The organism is Micromonospora sp. NPDC049801 (genome assembly GCF_040656575.1).
Taxonomy (GTDB): Bacteria; Actinomycetota; Actinomycetes; order Mycobacteriales; family Micromonosporaceae; genus Micromonospora.
Genome location: NZ_JBFAMS010000009.1, coordinates 24,829 through 43,497 on the forward strand (window position 1 = coordinate 24,829; position 18,669 = coordinate 43,497).

The following is an 18,669-nucleotide window of genomic DNA, read 5'->3' on the forward strand; positions in this document are numbered from 1 at the left end:
ACCGCGCCCCGGGCGAGACGCAACACACCGGTTTTCGGCCGGCAGCGACGAGGTATAAACCACGGATCGGAGGGCAGGTCGGCCTCCGCCTAGGCAGACAGGTGCTCGATGACCGACGGCTCCCCCGCCAGCGCGCGGCGATCGACCGCTCCACCCGGAGCGCTCGGCGACGCGGCGCGGCTGCGCGCGCTCGCCGACACGGGGCTGGACGCCGCCCCGGACGAGGCGTTCGACCGGTTCGCCCGGCTGGTCAGCGATCTGCTGGAGGTGCCGGTCGCGCTGGTCTCCCTGGTCTCCGCCGACCGGCAGTTCTTCCCGGGCGCGGTCGGTCTGCCGGAGCCGTGGTCGCAGCGGCGGCAGACCCCGTTGAGCCACTCGTTCTGCCAGCACGTGGTGGACATCGAGGTGCCCATGGTGCTGCCGGACGCCCGGCTCTACCCCCGGGTACGCGACAACCTCGCCATCGACGACCTCGGCGTCGTCGCGTACGCCGGGATGCCGTTGACCGACCTCTCCGGCCGGGTGCTCGGTTCGCTCTGCGCCATCGACAACAAGCCCCGGGCGTGGACCGCCCGACAACTGCGGACGCTGTCCGACCTGGCGGCGGCCTGCTCGTCGGAGTTGCGCCTGCGGATCGCGCTGGACGGGGCCCAGGAGGCAAGTCGTCGGGTGGTGCAGGCGCACGAGCGCCTGGAACTGCTGGCCGGCGTGAGCGAGACCCTGGCCGGCACGTTGGACGTGGGCACGTCGCTGCGCCGGCTCGCCGACGCCATGGTGCCGGTGCTCGCCGACTGGTGCCTGCTCATCCTCGCCGGGCCCACGGGACAGCCCCGGGAGGTCGTCGCGGCGCACCAGGACCAGGCCCGGACGCCGGACGTCGACCGCTTCGCCGCGCTGCTGCGGACCGGCCTGAACCAGGAGTCGGCGATCCGCGCGGTGCTGCGGACCGGCCAGCCCCGGCTCGGCGGGGTGGCGTCGCCGGCCGACGTGGCCCGGGGCACCACGGACCCGGAGCTGCCGGTGATCGCCGAGCGGCTGGGCATCGCCTCGTACCTCAGCGTGCCGGTGCGGGCCGCCGGGGGCACCGTGCTGGGCGCCATCACCCTGGTCAACAGCCCAGGCCGCCAACAGTTCGACGACCGCGACCTGCTCACCGCCGTGGACATCGGCCGCCGCGCGGGGCAGGCCATCGGCAACAGCTCGATGTACGGGGAACAGCGGCACGTCGCGGAGGTCCTGCAACACAGCATGCTGCCGCGGTTGCCGCTCGTGCCGGAGCTGGAGCTGGCGGCCCGCTACCAGCCGGCCGCCGAGCGGGTGGAGGTCGGCGGCGACTGGTACGACGCCTTCGTGCAGCCCGACGGCGACCTGATCGCGGCGATCGGGGACGTGGCCGGGCACGACATCGAGGCCGCCGCGACCATGGGTCAGCTCCGCAACCTGGTACGCGGCAACGCGTTCGGCCGGCACGACGAGGTCGGGGCGCTGGTGCGCCACCTGGACGACGCGATCCGCGGTCTGCGGCTGCCCATCGCGGCCACCGCCACGCTGGTGCGGATCGGCCCCGAACGCTCCGGTGTCCGTGAGCTGACGTGGTCCAACGCCGGGCACCCACCGGCCCTGATGGTCCGCGCCGGCGGTGCGGTGGAAGTCCTCGACGCGACGCCCGAGCCGCTGCTCGGCCTGGCCCGGCCCACGCCGCGTACCAGCCACTCGACCGGCCTGGCCACCGGAGACACGCTGCTGCTCTACACCGACGGGCTGATCGAGCGTCGGGACCGGTCCATCGACGACGGGCTCGCCGAGCTGGTGGGCCGGCTGACCGGCACCGACACGATGCCCCTGGACGATCTGTGCGACCTGCTGCTCGCGTCGATCCACCACCGCGAGGACGATACGGCGCTGCTGGCGGTCCGAGCCCGCTGAGAGCGGTGGACCTCGGCCGGACCGTCCGGCGGGCTACCCTGGGCCGGGTGAGAGCCCGTCCCCCGTACCCTCGCGTCCGCCGCCTCCGGGCGGTCCTCGCGGCGTCCTGCGCGGCGCTGCTGTTCGCCTCGGGTTGCAGCTTCGGCGAGCCGGACCCCGATCCGGCGGGCGAGCCACCCAACCTGCCGACCCCGTCGGCGTCGCCGAACGCCGGCGGCGCGGGCCAGCAGGCGGTGACCACCGTGCTGGCCAAGGGACTGCGGGTGCCGTGGGCCATCGCGTTCCTGCCGGACGGCGGCGCGCTGGTCACCGAGCGGGACACCGGCCGGATTCTCCAGGTGGGCCCGGAGTCCGGTCCGGACGGGCTGCGGGTCCGGGTCGTGCAGACGATCAACGACGTGGCGGCGGCGGGTGAGGGCGGCCTGCTCGGCATCGCCGTGTCCCCCGGCTACGCCAAGGACCGGACGGTCTTCGTCTACTACACCGCCGAGCAGGACAATCGGGTCGCCCGCCTGCAGATCGGCGGGCAGCCCACCCCGATCCTCACCGGTATCCCGAAGGCGAACGTGCACAACGGCGGCGGGCTGGGGTTCGGGCCGGACGGGCAGCTCTACGTCAGCACCGGTGACGCGGGAGAGCGGCCCAACGCGCAGGACACCAAGAGCCTCGGCGGCAAGATCCTGCGGATCACCGCCGACGGCAAGCCCGCGCCGGGCAACCCGTTCCCCGGCTCGCCGGTGTGGTCCTTCGGCCACCGCAACGTGCAGGGTTTCGCCTGGGACGCGGCCAAGCGCATGTACGCCGTCGAGTTCGGCCAGAACACCTGGGACGAGATCAACCAGATCACCAAGGGCGGCAACTACGGCTGGCCGGAGGTCGAGGGGCGGGCCGGCGACAGGCGCTACACCGACCCGATCACGCAGTGGGCGACGTCCGACGCGTCCTGCTCCGGGCTGGCCGCGACGGACCGGCTGCTCGTCACCGGCTGCCTGCGCGGAAAGCGACTGTGGGTGATGGAGCTGACCGACACCGGCACCCTGCTCGGGCAGCCGAGCGAGCTGCTGACCAACCGGTACGGGCGGCTACGCGCCGTGGCCGCCGCGCCCGACGGCTCGCTCTGGGTGAGCACCTCCAACCACGACGGGCGGGGTGACCCGGCGGCCGACGACGACCGCCTCCTGCGGGTGGTCTTCGCCGGCGGCGACGGCGGCCGCAGCTGACCTGCGTCACCTTCCGCCCAGGTTTGCCAAGATCCTTCGACGGGCAGGTCAGAATCTGAGCATGGACGGGCAACGCGACGAGCAGCACGGCGACGCCGACGGCCGGGACGACCCGGTGACCGGCGGCGAGCCGTCGCGCCCGGCCCGCCGACGGATCGGCCGCCCCGGCGGTCCGGTGCGGCGCACGGGCATGATCCTCGCCGTGCTGGTGGTGGCCCTGGCCGGGGCGGCGCTCGGCGTGCTGGCCGGCGGTCGGGTGAACACCGACATCGGGCCGTTCCGGGCCAACCTCACCCTCTCGCCGGCCACCGACGGCGGGACGACGATCGACGTGCCGCCGCTGGGCGCGCTGCTGCTCGACAGCCACAGCGGGCCGACGCACCTCACCGTGCGACTCGGCGCGCTCGACCAAGGGCGCACCGAGGCGCTGCTGGACGACCCGGCGAGCATCAGTCGGGCCAGCCAGAGCGCCGTGGAGGATGTGCGCTCCGGGGTGATGCGGCTCGGTCTGCGTACCCTCGCCTCGGCGGTGCTGGTCACCCTCATCCTGGCCGCGTTGGTCTTCCGGGACGTGCGCCGTACGGCCTGGGCCGGCGGTTTGGCGCTGCTGGTCACCGCCGGCAGCCTCGGCACGGCCGCCGCGACGCTGCGCCCGCAGGCGATCGAGGAGCCACGCTACGAGGGCCTGCTGGTCAACGCGCCGGCGATCGTCGGCGACGCCCGCCGCATCGCCAACGACTACACCAAGTACGCCGAGCAGTTGCAACGCATCGTCGGCAACGTCAGTCAGCTCTACACGACGGTGTCCGCGTTGCCGGTGCTGGATCCCGCGCCGGGCACCACCCGGGTCCTGCACGTCTCCGACATGCACCTCAACCCGACGGGCTGGCAGCTCATCCGCACGGTGGTGGAGCAGTTCGGCATCGACGTGGTCATCGACACCGGCGACATCACCGACTGGGGCAGCGAGCCGGAGGCGTCGTTCGTCGGCTCGATCAGCCTGCTCAAGAAGCCGTACGTGTTCATCCGGGGTAACCACGACTCGGGCAAGACCGGCGCCGCCGTGGCCCGCCAGCCGAACGCGATCGTGCTGAACAACTCGACGACCACGGTCGCGGGCCTGACCATCGCCGGCATCGGCGACCCGCGCTTCACCCCGGACAAGAACACCTCACCGGCCGGCAGCGGGCTCACCCAGGAGGTGGCCGACCAGGTGATCGGCGCGGGTGAGCAGCTCGCCGCGACGATCCGCAACTCGCCGCGGCCGGTCAACATCGCCCTCGTGCACGACCCGGCGTCGGCCGGGCCGCTCGCCGGCACCTGCCCACTGGTGCTGGCCGGGCACACGCACGCCCGGCAGGTCTCCAAGTTGCCGCAGGCCCCCGGCCAGCAGCCGACCGCCCTGTTCGTGGAGGGCTCCACGGGCGGGGCCGGGCTGCGCGGTCTGGAGGGCGAGAAGCCCACCCCGCTGTCGATGACGGTGCTCTACTTCGACCAGCAGAAGATGCTCCAGGCGTACGACGACATCACCGTCGGCGGCACCGGTCAGGCCCAGGTCAACCTGGAACGCCACATCGTGCAGGACCCGAGCGCCGGCGCGCCGGCGTCGGTCACCCCGACGCCGACCCGCTGAGACCGGTCAGCGCAGGGCGAGGGCGGCCAGGGCGGCGTTGACGATGCTGCCGGGCAGCAGGTCGTGCAGCTCGTACAGGTCGGCCACGCTGCCGGACTGGCCGAACTCGTCCACCCCGAGCGGCACCGCCGGCGCGCCGAGCGCCGACCCGAGCCAGGCCATGGCGTGCGAGGCCGCGTCGTGCACGGTCACCACCGGCACCCGGTCGGCGAACGCGGACCGCAGCGCGCCGGGCACGCTCGGCACGGTGGCGGTGCGCACGCCCTGCCGCAGGGTGCGCTGCCAGGCCCGGTAGAGCCGGTCGAGGCTGGTCACGTCCACCACGTGCGCGGCGATGCCCTCCTCGGCCAGTTCGGCGGCGGCGGCCAACACCTCGGGCAGCACCGCGCCGGAGCCGGCGAGCTGCACCACCGGCGCGTCGGCCAGGTGCGGGTACGCCTGGTGCGCGTCGACGAGCCGGTACGCCCCGGCGACCACCTGCCGGCGCAGCACCGCGTCACCGAGCCGGGCCCGGGCCGCCTCGAACGGCGTCTGGTCCAGCGGACGGGTGCTGAGGCGGAAGTAGTACGCGCCGTCCTCGGCCGGGGCGGCGGTCGCGGCCGGGGTCGCCCCGCCGGCGATCTGCCCGAGCGCGTCGCAGAGCAGCCAGTCCAGGCTGCCCGCGTACGCCGGCTCGACGAACGTCACCCCGGGCAGCTCCAAGCCGACCGACGCGGTGATCGTGGACTGGTGGGCACCGCCCTCGGGGGCCAGGGTGATACCCGACGGCGTGCCGGCCACCACGAATCGCGAACCCGAGTACGTGCCGTAGAGGAACGCGTCGAGGCCCCGCAGCACGAACGGGTCGTAGACCGTGCCCACCGGCAGCAGCGGCTGACCGGACAGGTCCCACGACAGGCCGAGCTGACCGAGCAGCAGGAACAGGTTCATCTCCGAGATGCCCAGCTCGATGTGCTGCCCGGTGGGGCTCTCGGTCCAGCGCAGCATCCGGTCCTCGGTCCAGGAACGCTGCTCGGTGGGGGCGAACACGCCGGTCTTGTTGATGAATCCGGCGAGGTTGGTGGAGGTGGCCACGTCCGGGGCGGTGGTGACCAGGTAACGGCCGACCTCCCGGTCCCGCGCCAGGTCCACCAGCACCCGACCGAACACCTCCTGGGTGGAGATCGGCTTGTTGGCGCGTACTCCCGTGCTCTGCGGAACGGTGACCCCCAGCGCGCGCTCGCGCGGCGCGCGGGACAGCGCCTCCCGGCGGGCGCCGGCCCGGACGCCGGCCGGCGACGACGGGTCGAGGCGGTCCCACTCGGTCTCGGCGGTCAACCCGTGCGCGGCGCGCAGCGTGTCGACCTGCTCGGTGCTGAGCAGCGCGGAATGGTTACGCGGATTGCCGGCGATGGGCAACCCCCAACCCTTGACGGTGTACGCGAAGACGACGCTGGGCCGGTCGGTCACCGCGTCGCACTGGGCATAGGCGTCGAGCATCGCCTGAAGGTCGTGCCCGCCCAGGTCGGTGACGAGCGGGCCGAGGTCCTCGTCGGTGACGCCCTCGATCAGCTCGGCGATGCCGGCCGGCGCGCCGTCCAGGAACTGCTTGCGCAACGTGTCGCCGGCCAGTCCGAACAGCGACTGGTACTGCTCGTTGGGCATCGCGTCGATCCAGTCGCGCAGCGCCCCGCCGCCGGGCCGGGCGTACGCCTCGGCGAGCCGACGGCCGTACTTGACCTCCACGACGTGCCAGCCGGCGGCCTCGAACTGCCCCCGCCACTGGTTGATCCGGATGCCGGGCACCACCCGGTCCAGCGACTGCCGGTTGAAGTCGACGAGCCACATGACGTTGCCCAGGCCGGTGGTGGCCGGGTCGGCGACCGCCTCCCAGATGTTGCCCTCGTCCAACTCGGCGTCGCCGATCAACGCCACGAACCGGGAGTGCGGCCGGGCGCCGAAGTGCGCGTCGACGTACCGGCGGGTGGCGGCGGCGAAGAGCGGCGCCGCCGCGCCCAGACCGACCGACCCGGTGGAGAAGTCCACCTCGTCCGGGTCCTTGGTGCGCGACGGGTACGACTGGAGGCCGCCACGGGCCCGCAACCGGGGCAGGTAGGACCGGTCCAGGTTGCCCAGCAGGTACTGGATGGCGTGGAACACCGGGGAGGCGTGCGGCTTGACGGCCACCCGGTCCTCGGCGTCCAGGTGGGCGAACCAGAGCGCGGTCATCGCCGTGACGAGCGAGGCGCTGGACGCCTGGTGGCCGCCGACCTTCACGCCGTCGCCGGTGGCCCGGTCGTGGTTGGCGGCATCCACGATCCGGGTGGCGAGCCAGAGCACCCGCCGCTGGATCTCGTCGAGGACATCGAGGTCGTGCTCGTTCACGGTGCTCCATTCGGGCGTCGCCGTTGACGCCGCAGCAGAAGGTGCAGAGGGGTGCAAGGAAGGGCCCCTTCCTAACGCCTGGTGCATAGGAGGGGGCCCTTCCTAACAACGGGTATCAGCTTTGGACGCCCAGGCGCTCCAGGATCAGCGTGCGGACGGCGGCGGCGTCGGCCTGACCACGGGTCGACTTCATCACCGCGCCGACGAGCGCGCCGGCCGCCGCGACCTTGCCGCTGCGGATCTTGTCGGCGATGCCCGGGTTGGCGGCGATGGCCTCGTCCACGGCGGCGGTGAGCGCGCCGGTGTCCGAGACGACCTCCAGGCCCCGGCTGGACATGATCTCGGTGGGCGAGCCCTCACCGTCGACCACGCCCTCCAGCACCGTGCGGGCCATCTTGTCGTTGAGCTTGCCGGCGTCGACCAGGCCCTGCAGCTCGGCGACCTGGGCCGGGGTGGCACCGATATCGGCCAGCTCCACACCGCTCTCGTTGGCGCGGCGGGACAACTCGCCCAACCACCACTTGCGGGCTGCCGCCGGGGTGGTGCCGGCGGCCACGGTGGCCTCGATCAGCTCGACCGCGCCCGCGTTGAGCACCGACTGCATGTCCAGGTCGGACAGGCCCCACTGCTCCTGGAGCCGACGCCGGTGCACCCGGGGCAGCTCCGGCAGGGCGGCCTTCAGCTCAGCCACCCAGGCCGGATCCGGGGCGACCGGCACCAGGTCCGGCTCGGGGAAGTAGCGGTAGTCGGTCGCCGTCTCCTTCGAGCGCCCCGGCGTGGTGTCGCCGGTGTCCTCGTGGAAGTGCCGGGTCTCCTGGGTGATCCGGCCGCCCGCGTCGAGCACCGACGCCTGCCGCAGCATCTCCGAGCGGACCGCCCGCTCCACCGACCGCAGCGAGTTGACGTTCTTGGTCTCGGTGCGCGTGCCCCACTCCTGCCCCGGCAGGTTGAGCGAGGTGTTCACGTCGCAGCGCAGCGAACCCTCCTCCATCCGCACGTCCGAGACACCGAGCGTACGGATCACGTCGCGCAGCTCGGCGACGTACGCTCGGGCCACGTCGGGGGCGAGCGCGGCGGTGCCCGTGATCGGCTTGGTGACGATCTCTACCAGCGGGATGCCGGCCCGGTTGTAGTCGACGAGCGACTCCGTCGCGCCGTGGATCCGCCCGGTGGCACCGCCGACGTGCAGCGTCTTGCCGGTGTCCTCCTCCAGGTGCACCCGCTCGATCTCGATCCGCACCGTCTCGCCGTTCACCTCGACGTCCAGGTAACCGTCGACGCAGATCGGCTCGTCGTACTGGCTGATCTGGAAGTTCTTCGGCATGTCCGGGTAGAAGTAGTTCTTCCGGGCGAACCGGCACCACTCGGCGATCGAGCAGTTCAACGCCAGGCCGATCCGGATGATCGCCTCGATGGCGGCCTTGTTGGCCACCGGCAGCGACCCGGGCAGGCCCAGGCACACCGGGCAGACCCGGGTGTTCGGCTCGCCGCCGAAGTCGGTCGGGCAGCCGCACCACATCTTGGTGTTCGTGCCCAACTCGACGTGGGTCTCCAGGCCGATCACCGGTTCGTAGCGCGCGACGACCTCGTCGTACGCGGGCAGCGTCGTCGTCATCTGGGCTCCTGCCTCACAGTGCCGGTGGGGTGAACGTGCCGACCGCGGACTCCAGCGCGGCCGCGACCCGGTACATCCGGTCGTCGGCCATCGTCGGGGCCATCACCTGCAGGCCCACGGGCAGCCCCTCGGAGAGGCCGCAGGGCACCGAGATGCCCGGCCCGCCGTACAGGTTGGTCGGGATGGTGAACAGGTCGGCCAGGTACATCTGGTACGGGTCGGCGGTGCGCGCGCCAATCGGGAAGGCCGTGAACGGGGTGGTCGGCGAGATCAGCGCGTCGACCCGCTCGAACGCGGCGGTGAAGTCCCGCGTGATCAGCGTACGGACCTTCTGCGCCTGCCCGTAGTACGCATCGTAGTAGCCCGACGACAGCGCGTACGTGCCGATCATGATCCGGCGCTTGACCTCGGGGCCGAAGCCGGCCTCGCGGGTCAGCGACATGACCTCCTCCAGCGACCGGTTGCCGTCGTCGCCGACCCGCAGGCCGAACCGGACGCCGTCGAACCGGGCCAGGTTGGACGAGCACTCGCTCGGGGCGATCAGGTAGTACGCCGGCAGCGCGTACGCGAACGTCGGGCAGGAGACCTCGACGACCTCGGCGCCCATCTTGGTCAGCGCGTCCACCGACTCGCGGAACGCCGTCATCACGCCCGGCTCGGTGCCTTCGCCGACGAACTCGCTGACGATGCCGAGTCGTACGCCGGTCAGGTCGCCGGTCGCGCCGAGCTTCGCCGCCGCCACCACGTCCGGTACGGGCTGCGGGATCGAGGTCGAGTCGCGCGGGTCATGCCCGCCGATCACCTGGTGCAGCAGGGCGGCGTCGAGCACGTTACGGGCGCACGGGCCGGGGGTGTCCAGCGATGAGGAGAACGCCACCAGGCCGTACCGGGAGGTCCCTCCGTAGGTGGGCTTCGCCCCGACGGTGCCGGTGACCGCGCCGGGCTGGCGGATCGAGCCACCGGTGTCCGAGCCGATCGCCAGCGGCGCCTCGTACGCGGCCAGCGCGGCGGCGCTGCCACCACCCGAACCACCCGGGATGCGGCTCAGGTCCCACGGGTTGTGCGTCGGGCCGTACGCCGAGTACTCGGTGGAGGAGCCCATCGCGAACTCGTCCATGTTCGTCTTGCCCAGCATCACCGTGCCGGCGTCGCGCAGTCGCTGCACGATCGTCGCGTCGTACGGCGGGCGCCAGCCTTCGAGGATCTTCGAGCCGACGGTGGTCGGCACGCCACGGGTGGCGAGCACGTCCTTCACCGCGACCGGCACGCCCGCGAGCGGGCCCAACTCCTCACCGGCGGCCCGGCGCACGTCCACAGCACGGGCGGCGGCGAGCGCGCCCTCGCTGTCCACGTGCAGGAACGCGTGCACCCGGTCGTCGACCGCGGCGATCCGGTCCAGGTGCGCCTGGGTCACCTCGACGGCGGAGGTCTCCCCGCCGGCAACCAGGGCGGCGATCTCCGTCGCGGTCATTCTGGTCAAATCGCTCATGCCGTCACTCCGCTTCGCTCCGTGACGTCACGAGACACCACGGCACTGCACCGATGATTCGCTCGCTGACGCTCGCTCATGACGCCACGTCCTCGCTCAGAATCCGGGGTACGCGGAACCGCTGCTCCTCGGCGTCGGGCGCACCGGACAGCACCTCCTCGGGGGTCAGGCACGGCGTGACGACGTCCTCGCGGAAGACGTTGGTCAGCGGCACCGAGTGTGAGGTCGGCGGGATGTCCGCGGCGGCGACCTCGCCGACCTGGGCGACCGCCTGGAGGATCACGTCGAGCTGGCCGGCGAACGTGTCCAGCTCCTCCTCGGTGACGGCGAGCCGCGACAGGCGCGCCAGGTGCGCGACCTCCTCGCGGGAGATGGCGGCCATCCGTGCCCCCTTCTGATGTCCTGCTGGTCGGGCGGTGTGCCGGCCGCGCGGCGGGTGCAGCGTGACGCGCGGTGACCGGAGCGAGTCTATTGTTCCGCGCCCCGCGCCGACTGCTCGGGTGGGTCAGCGCGTCAGCCGGCGGCCGGCATCCGTCTCCGGGCCGCCGCTGGGGCGCACCGGCCGGTAGCGGGCCAGCCAGGTGACCAGCTCCTCGGCGGGCATCGGACGGGCGTAGAACCACCCCTGGGCCGCGTCGCAGCCGGCCGCGTACAGCATCCGCCAGGTCCGCTCGTCCTCCACCCCCTCCGCGACCACCCGCAGGCCCAACGCTCCCGCCAGCTCGATCGTCGAGCGGACGATCGCCGCGTCGTCGGCGTCCTCGGCCATGCCCAGCACGAACGAGCGGTCCACCTTCACCTCGGACAGCGGCAGCCGGCGCAGGTGCTGCAGGGACGAGTAGCCGGTGCCGAAGTCGTCCAGCGCGATGGCCACCCCGATCTGGTGCAACCGGGTGATCGTCGCCAGCACCCGACGCGGATCGGCCATCAGGGCGCCCTCGGTGATCTCCAGTTGCAGCCGCTCGGCCGGCACCCCGTAGCGGGCCAGCCGGTCGGCGATCTGGTCGGCGATCTCGCCGGTGTGCAGGTCGCGCACGCTCACGTTGAGCGCCGCGCGCAGCCCGATGCCGGCCGCCGACCACTTGGCGAGCTGCTCCACCACGTCGTCAACGACCCGCCGGGTGAGCAGCCGCATCACCGCGCTCTGCTCGGCGACCCGGATCAGCTCCTCCGGGTCGACCATGCCCCGGCGGGGATGCCGCCAGCGCAGCAGGGCCTCGACGCCGACCACCTCGCCCGTCGCGATGGCGATCTGCGGCTGGTAGTACATGGTGATCTCACCGGCGTCGTCGACCGGCCCACCGTCGCGCGCCCACCCGGTCGGCCCGATCGTCCGCCCGCCCGTGGCGGACCCGCCGTCGCGCCCCGGACGGCGGTCGCCCACCGCGGACAGCGCGCCACCGTTCGGCGAGCGCCGCCCGTGACCGCCGGAACGCCGGTCCCGGCTCGGACCGGGCCGGGTACCGGGAATCGTCGCGCGACTGTTGCGGCCCCGGATCGGATCGGCCCCGGTGGCGATCCGATTGATCAACTCATCGGCGTGCGCCACCTCGTCGCCGGCACGCCGACGGCGACCCCACCACCGCCCGCCGGTCACCGACGGCGCGGCGATCACCGGCGCGGTCCCGGCCGGCAGCGCGGCGCCGTCACCGCCGCGCACCTCGGCCTCCACCGCGAGGGGTACGTCTGCCGTCCGCTCCGACCCACCCCGCTCGGCGTGCCGGGCAGGCGCGGCCTCGCCCGCTGATACGGCCCGCGCGGCGTCCACGGCATGCCCCGCCTCGTCGGCGTGATCTGCCCTGTCGGCGTGACCTGCCTCGACCGCGCGATCCGCCCTGTCGGCTTGACCTGCCTCGCCCGCGTGGCTCGCCTCGACCGCGTGATCTACCTCGGCCGCGTGGCCCGCCTCGACCGCGTGGCCCGCCTCGACCGCGTCGCCCGCCTCGGCCGTGGGATCTGCCTCGACGGCGGGTGAGCCGGATTCGAGCACCCGTCGGAGGTCGGCGAGGAGCCCGAGACGCTCGGCCGAGTTGTGGTCGGACTCCGGGGCGTACACGGCGACCGTGTCGTTGCGGTGCTTGGCGTCGTACATCGCCACGTCGGCGTGGCGCATCAGGGTGGCGAAGTCCTCACCGTGCTCGGGGAAGAGGGCGATCCCGATGGAGCCGCCGACGTCCAGCGGCAACCCGTCCAACGGCACCGGCTCGGCCAACGCCCCAACCACCCGGTCGGCCAGCTCACGCGCCTGACCGACGTCGGACAGCCCGGTCATCACGATGGCGAACTCGTCCCCACCCAGCCGGGCGATCATCTGCGGTCGGGGCTCCACGTCCGCGAGTCGGGCACTGACCTCGACCAGCAGCCGGTCCCCCACCGCGTGCCCGAGCGCGTCGTTGACGTTCTTGAAGCGGTCCAGGTCGATGAGCAGCAGCGCCAGATGTCCGCCGGGCTCGCCCCGGGCGGTCCGCTCGGCGTGCAGGTGGACCTGCTCCGCCACCTCGGCCAGCAGCGCCTTTCGGTTCGGCAGACCGGTCAGCGGGTCGGCGGCGGCGAGGTGCTGCTGTTCGACGGTCAACCGGGCCATCCGGTACACGGCGAACAGCGGCACCAGCACCAGCGGGATCAGCGCCGCACTGAGCCGGGCGGCGGCGACGAGGACCGGCGCGAGCAGCAGCAGCGAGCCGGTGGAGAGCAGTTCGAAGCCGACGCCCTGGCGGACGGTGGGCCACCAGCGGCCGCCGAAGCGCAGTCGTACGGCCCAGCTCACCAGCGCGTAGTTCACCGAGAACCAGGCGAGCGTCGCGCCGCCGACGGCGACCACGTCGGTCCAGTGCAGGCGTCCCCCGGAGAAGATGGTGCCCGGTCCGAGCTGGACGACCCCGTACGCGGCGGCGAGCGCGCAGGCGTACTGGCCGACGTTGAACGCCGTCCGCCAGGCGGCGTTGCCCATCCGCCAGCCGGAGACGATCACCCCGAGGGCCTGCACCGCCACCGCCGGGCCTGGCCCCCAACCGAGCAGGATCGCGAAGGTGAAACAGGTGGACGGGAAGACCGCCGAGGTCTGCCGTCGCCCGGGCGGGACGAACGGACGCGCGTCGCAGATCACCGCGAGCGCGGCCATCGTCCAGAACGCCACCGGCAGCCGGGACAGCTCCCCGGGAAGCGTCGTGAGTGGACCAGCGACGGTCAGCGCCGCCACCACCAGGATGCCGACGACGAAGGTGGCGAACGGCGCCACCCGCCCAGGTGGGAGGGAGTTGCGCGGGTCGGCGACCTCCATCACACCTCCCGAGGAACTGTCGACGTGTCGGTGAGAACGTCGTCACCCAATGAAACGCCCTCAGCCCCGAGTTTCCCGGTATGACAGTCACGAATCGGTAGTAGTCGTAATTAAGTTGGTATACGCGGCGGCCACCTCGGGAACGTGGCGGCGTCAGCCCTCGACGCGGGCGACCTCCCGCGCGGCGTCCGGACCCGCGTCCAGCAGCAGCCGGAACCCTTCCTCGTCCAGCACCGGCACCTTGAGGCTGGCGGCCTTGTCGGCCTTGGAACCCGGGTTGTCCCCCACGACGACGAAGCTCGTCTTCTTGGAGACCGACCCGCTGACCTTGCCGCCCCGGGTCTGCACGGCCTCGGCGGCTTGGTCCCGGGAGAAGCCGGCGAGGGTGCCGGTCACCACGACGGTCAACCCCTCCAGCGGACGCGGGCCCTCGTCGACCGCCTCCTCGGCCATCCGTACGCCCGCGTCGGCCCACTTGCGGACCACCTCGCGGTGCCAGTCCACGGCGAACCACTCCCGGATGCTGGCCGCGATGGTCGGCCCGACGCCGTCGACCGAGGACAGCTCCTCCTCGCTGGCCGCGTCGATGGCCTCCATGGATCGGAAGTGCCGGGCCAGCGCCTGGGCGGCGGTGGGGCCGACGTGCCGGATGGAGAGCGCCACCAGCACCCGCCACAGGTCACGTTCCCGGGCGACGGCCAGGTTGTCGAGCAGCTTGACGGCGTTGCTGCCGAGGCTGCCGTCCTTGTTGACGAAGAACGGCGACCGGGACAGTTGGTCGGCGTCGAGCTGGAAGAGGTCACCCTCGTCGGCGATGATCTCCGCGTCGAGCAGCGCTGCCGCACCCTTGTAGCCGAGTACCTCGATGTCGAACGCGCCACGGCCGGCGAGGTGGAACACCCGCTCGCGGAGTTGGGCCGGGCAGCTGCGGGTGTTGGGGCAGCGGATGTCGACGTCGCCCTCCTTGGAGGGCGCGAGCGGGGTGCCGCAGGACGGACAGGTGGTCGGCATGACGAACGGGCGGGCGTCGGCGGGCCGCAGGTCGACCACCGGACCGAGCACCTCGGGGATCACGTCGCCGGCCTTGCGCAGCACCACCGTGTCGCCGATCAGCACGCCCTTGCGCTCGACCTCGCGGGCGTTGTGCAGGGTGGCGAGCGCGACCGTGGAACCGGCCACCCGCACCGGCTCGAGCACGGCGAACGGGGTGACCCGACCGGTACGCCCCACGTTCACGTCGATGTCGAGGAGCTTGGTGGTGACCTCCTCCGGCGGATACTTGAAGGCGATCGCCCAGCGTGGGGCTCGACTGGTCGAGCCCAGACGGCCCTGGATGGAGACCGGGTCGACCTTCACCACCACACCGTCGATCTCATGCTCGACGTCGTGCCGGTGCTCGGCGTAGTAGGCGATGTATTCCGCGACGCCGGACAGGTCCGGTACGACCCGCCACCGGTCACTGGTCGGCAGCCCCCACGCCTTCAGCGCCGCGTACGACTCGGACTGCGCGGCGGGCTGGAACCCCCGACGCGCGCCGATGCCGTGCACCACGAGACGCAGCGGCCGGGAGGCGGTGACCCTCGGATCCTTCTGCCGCAGGCTGCCGGCAGCGGCGTTGCGCGGGTTGGCGAACGGCGCGCGCCCCTGCTCGACCAGGCCCGCGTTGAGGTCGGCGAACGCGGCGACCGGGAAGTAGATCTCGCCCCGGACCTCCAGCAGCTCGGGGATCGTCGGGAACTCGGCGGACGGCGTGAGCTGGACGGGCACGTCCCGGATGCTGCGCACGTTGGCGGTGACGTCCTCGCCGGTACGGCCGTCGCCCCGGGTGGCGGCCCGGACCAGCCGACCGGCCTCGTAGGTCAGGTTGATCGCCAGACCGTCGACCTTCAACTCGCAGAGGTAGGGCACCGGCCCGCCGGCGTCCCGTTCGACCCGCTCGGCCCAGGCCGCCAGCTCCTCGTCGGCGAAGGCGTTGTCGAGCGAGAGCATCCGCTCGGCGTGCGTGACCGGGGTGAAGTCGGTGGAGAAGGTGCCACCCACGCGTTGGGTCGGCGAATCCGGCGTGCGCAGCGCGGGAAACTCCTGCTCCAACGCCTCCAGCTCGCGCAGCTGCTTGTCGAACTCGGCGTCGGTGATGATCGGCGAATCCAGCACGTAGTAGCGGTACTGATGCTCGGTCAGCTCGCCACTCAGCGTGGCGTGCCGCTCCCGCGCCTGCGGCGTCGGCTCCGCGCCGGCCGCCGCCTCCTGAGCCGGGCTGACCCGCTGACCGATCTGCTCCTCGGACACCCCGCCACCTTCGGACACGCCTGCGACCTCCCTGATCACGCTACTAAGGCACGGTATCGGTCCGGGCTGACAATCCGCCGCCCACCCGCGCCGACGGTGACACCCCCGCGCGCCCGGCCCCAGGCCCCGCCGCACGTCGCCACCGAACCCGCAGTCTTGATCCACTCCAGATCGCCGATGCCGGGGTGTCCCGATGCCCCGGATGCCCCCACATCGGCGATCTGGAGTGGATCAAGGCCCCGCAACTGCGCGGACCCGGCGGGACCGTCCACGCGACCCAGGCGGAGGTGCCGCCAGCGGGGATAAACGCCGGCCTCGCGGCGACACCGGCCACTCCGGCGGCGGTGCCCCCGAAAGGCATAGGCGGGCCCGCTGCCAACCTCCCGGCGATCTTGCAGTTTCGGTCGTCGATAGGGGTGGGATGCCCCGGATGTCGCAGCATAAAGTGCAAGATCGACGCGGGCGCGGGATCGGCCGGGCGCGGGCGCGGGATCGGCCGGGCGCGGGCGCGGGATCGGCCGGGCGCGGGCGCGGGATCGGCCGGGCGCGGGCGCGGGATCGGCCGGGCGCGGGTGCGGCTGGGCCGGCACGGGCGCGGGATCGACCGCCCCGGCGGGTGGGGACGCTGGCTGGCGGCACGAGCGGCGGTGTCGTCGACGGGCGGCGGGGGCGGTGACGTGCGAGGATCGCCGGACGATGCGGCCGGCGTGCCGCCTGACACGGAGGTGGCGATGAACGAGACGCTGCTCTGGGCGGTGGCGATCCTGCTCGCGGTGGCCGCCGGTTGGGCGTGGAACAGTTGGCGGCACCGGGCGGCCACGCGCCGACCGACCAACCGAACCGGTCCGGGTGCCACGACCCGCGCGGGTGGGCGTCGTCCCGCGCCCCCGAGGCCACGCGGCACCGATCGGCCGGGCGGGACGCCCCGTTCCCGTGACACCGATCGGGCTACCGATGCTCCGGCGGCGGGCGAGATCTGGTGGGCCGACGTCCCGTACGCCGACGGCAGCGGCTCGAAGATTCGCCCCTGCCTGGTGCTACGCACCGACTCGCGGGGCGCCGACGTCCTGAAGATCACCAGTCAGGACAAGAGCGACCGCGACGACCACGTCCGGATTCCCACCCGGGACTGGGATCCCGGCGCCGAGCACGACAGCTACCTCAGCCTGACTGAGCCGGTCCGGATCAGCTCGGCCGACTTCGCCGACCGCGCCGGCCGCTGCGACGCCGACCTGTGGCGCAAGGTCCGCGGCCTGCGCCACCTACCCACCGGCTGAGGCCGGCCGAGCCGAAGGCACCCCGACCGCAGGCCATGATCCACTCGACTTTCAGGAAAGCGTCCCGTCTACCTGTCGGTAGCACCCCGACTTCCAGGAAATCGAGTCGATCATGGGCAGCCGGGCCGGACCGGGCCGGGCCGGGCCGGGCCGTGCGGTCAGTCCCAGCTCTCGCCGAGGGCGGCGAGCTGATCGGCGTACTCGATGCGCTCGGCCCATTCGGACGGCCAGGCGGCCAGGCCGCTGGCCGCGCCCACGAAGGCGCCGGCCAGGGCGGCGATCGAGTCGGAGTCGCCGGCGGTGGTCGCGCCCCGGGCCAGCGCCGCGACCGGATCGTCGGCATGGCGTACGGCGCAGAATAGCGCGGTGGCCAGCGCCTCCTCGGCCACCCAACCCTGCCCGGTGGCCCGGCACGGATCGCCGCCGTCGTCCGGCGCATCCAGGGCGGTCGTCAGCCGGCGCAGCGCCGTCAGGCACTCGTCCCAACCGTGGGAGATGAACCTCTCCGGCGTGTCGACCCCCGGGTGTCGCCAGAGGTCACCCAGCCAGTCCTGCCGGTAGACCTGGCGTTGGGATCGCGCCCGCTCGGTGAGGATCGCGGGCAGCTCGGGCAGCGTGACGCCACCGCGCAGGGCGACGACCGCGTACGCGGTGAGTTCGCTGGCGGCCAGACCGGTCGCGTGGCCGTGGGTCAGCCCGGCCTGCAACTGGGCCAGACCGGCCATCGTGTCGAGGTCGACGTCCAACAGCCCCACGGGCGTGACGCGCATGTTCGCGCCGCAGCCCTTCGAACCGGCGACCGTCGCCTGCTGCCAGCGCAGCCCCCGATCCAGGTCGGCGCAGGCCCGTAGGCAGGTCATCCCGGGGGCGCGGTCATTATCCGGGCTGACCGACCAGGCCACGAAGCGGCGTCGCAGCAACGGCTCCACCGCGTCCGGGGTGAACGTCGGGGCCTCGTGCAGCGCCCAGCCCACCGCCAGCGCCATCTGCGTGTCGTCCGTGACCAGCGCCGGGTCGCCGGTCAGCTCACGTGGGCCGGTCGGACCATAGCGGCGTTGGATGTCGGCGACGGTCAGGAACTCGGTGGGTTTGCCCAGCGCGTCGCCGTAGGCGAGACCGAAGAGCGAACCGGAGGCGCGCAGCACGGCGGTGGAGGTCACGGCGGCCATCATGCCCGGCCGCCGCGACCGCCGTCGGGCGCGGTCAGTCCCAGCAGAGGCAGAACGGATGGCCGACCGGATCCGCGTAGACCCGGAAACCCTCGCCGTCGCCGGGCAGCCGCCGCGCACCGAGCGCGAGCGCCGCCTTCTCCGCGCTCTCGATGTCGTCCACGGTCACGTCCAGGTGGAACTGCTGCGGGCGCTCCGGATCCGGCCAGGACGGCGTACGCAGGTTGAGCGCTCGCTGGAAGGCCAGTCGCGGCTGGTGGCCGGGCGGGCCACCGAGCACCACCCAGTCGTCGTCCTCGGAGGCGCCCTCGGCGAAGGGGATGCCGAGCAGCTCGGAGTAGAACGCGGCCAGCGCCTGCGGATCGGGGCAGTCGATCACCACTGAACGTAGCTGTCCAATCATGGCG

12 protein-coding genes are annotated in these 18,669 nt (G+C 72.9%); 4 read left to right on the top strand and 8 right to left on the bottom strand.

Features of this window, described 5'->3' with window-relative positions; all coding sequences use genetic code 11:
- Window positions 1-108 precede the first annotated feature (108 nt).
- The 3 genes from AB0I89_RS17700 to AB0I89_RS17710 all read left to right on the top strand — a co-directional run bounded on the left by AB0I89_RS17700 (window position 109) and on the right by AB0I89_RS17710 (window position 4,779).
- Complete coding sequence (locus AB0I89_RS17700) at window positions 109-1,926, top strand: SpoIIE family protein phosphatase (RefSeq protein ID WP_357127393.1); 1,818 nt, start codon at window positions 109-111, stop codon at window positions 1,924-1,926.
- A gap of 47 nt (window positions 1,927-1,973) precedes the next feature.
- On the top strand, window positions 1,974-3,146 hold the full coding sequence (locus tag AB0I89_RS17705) for a PQQ-dependent sugar dehydrogenase (protein WP_357127396.1): 1,173 nt from the start codon (window positions 1,974-1,976) through the stop codon (window positions 3,144-3,146).
- A 61-nt stretch (window positions 3,147-3,207) separates the two neighbouring features.
- On the top strand, window positions 3,208-4,779 hold the full coding sequence (locus AB0I89_RS17710; protein ID WP_357127399.1) for a metallophosphoesterase: 1,572 nt from the start codon (window positions 3,208-3,210) through the stop codon (window positions 4,777-4,779).
- Window positions 4,780-4,785: 6 nt separating this feature from the next.
- Here AB0I89_RS17710 and AB0I89_RS17715 read toward each other — a convergent pair whose 3' ends face one another.
- From AB0I89_RS17715 to ligA, 6 genes are all read right to left on the bottom strand, one after another.
- The gene (locus AB0I89_RS17715; RefSeq protein WP_357127402.1) at window positions 4,786-7,143 is read right to left on the bottom strand and encodes a pyruvate dehydrogenase; all 2,358 of its coding nucleotides are present in this window, start codon (window positions 7,141-7,143) and stop codon (window positions 4,786-4,788) included.
- A 115-nt stretch (window positions 7,144-7,258) separates the two neighbouring features.
- Window positions 7,259-8,758: an Asp-tRNA(Asn)/Glu-tRNA(Gln) amidotransferase subunit GatB gene (gene gatB, locus AB0I89_RS17720; protein WP_357127405.1), complete on the bottom strand. Its 1,500-nt coding sequence runs from the start codon at window positions 8,756-8,758 to the stop codon at window positions 7,259-7,261.
- Between the two features lie 13 nt (window positions 8,759-8,771).
- On the bottom strand, window positions 8,772-10,247 hold the full coding sequence (gene gatA, locus AB0I89_RS17725; RefSeq protein ID WP_357127408.1) for an Asp-tRNA(Asn)/Glu-tRNA(Gln) amidotransferase subunit GatA: 1,476 nt from the start codon (window positions 10,245-10,247) through the stop codon (window positions 8,772-8,774).
- Window positions 10,248-10,323: 76 nt separating this feature from the next.
- Complete coding sequence (gatC, locus tag AB0I89_RS17730; protein ID WP_355052147.1) at window positions 10,324-10,629, bottom strand: Asp-tRNA(Asn)/Glu-tRNA(Gln) amidotransferase subunit GatC; 306 nt, start codon at window positions 10,627-10,629, stop codon at window positions 10,324-10,326.
- Window positions 10,630-10,752: 123 nt separating this feature from the next.
- Entirely contained in the window at window positions 10,753-13,527 is a 2,775-nt protein-coding gene (locus AB0I89_RS17735; RefSeq protein WP_357127411.1) for an EAL domain-containing protein, read from the bottom strand.
- Between the two features lie 153 nt (window positions 13,528-13,680).
- On the bottom strand, window positions 13,681-15,816 hold the full coding sequence (gene ligA / locus AB0I89_RS17740; RefSeq protein WP_357127414.1) for an NAD-dependent DNA ligase LigA: 2,136 nt from the start codon (window positions 15,814-15,816) through the stop codon (window positions 13,681-13,683).
- A gap of 731 nt (window positions 15,817-16,547) precedes the next feature.
- Here ligA and AB0I89_RS17745 point away from each other — a divergent pair.
- A complete protein-coding gene (locus AB0I89_RS17745; RefSeq protein ID WP_357127417.1) occupies window positions 16,548-17,093 on the top strand; it encodes a type II toxin-antitoxin system PemK/MazF family toxin in 546 nt (181 codons plus the stop codon).
- A gap of 158 nt (window positions 17,094-17,251) precedes the next feature.
- Here AB0I89_RS17745 and AB0I89_RS17750 read toward each other — a convergent pair whose 3' ends face one another.
- Window positions 17,252-18,265, bottom strand: coding sequence for an ADP-ribosylglycohydrolase family protein (locus AB0I89_RS17750; protein ID WP_357127420.1), 1,014 nt, complete (start codon window positions 18,263-18,265; stop codon window positions 17,252-17,254).
- Window positions 18,266-18,296: 31 nt separating this feature from the next.
- Window positions 18,297-18,665, bottom strand: coding sequence for a VOC family protein (locus AB0I89_RS17755; RefSeq protein ID WP_357127423.1), 369 nt, complete (start codon window positions 18,663-18,665; stop codon window positions 18,297-18,299).
- Window positions 18,666-18,669: the final 4 nt, after the last annotated feature.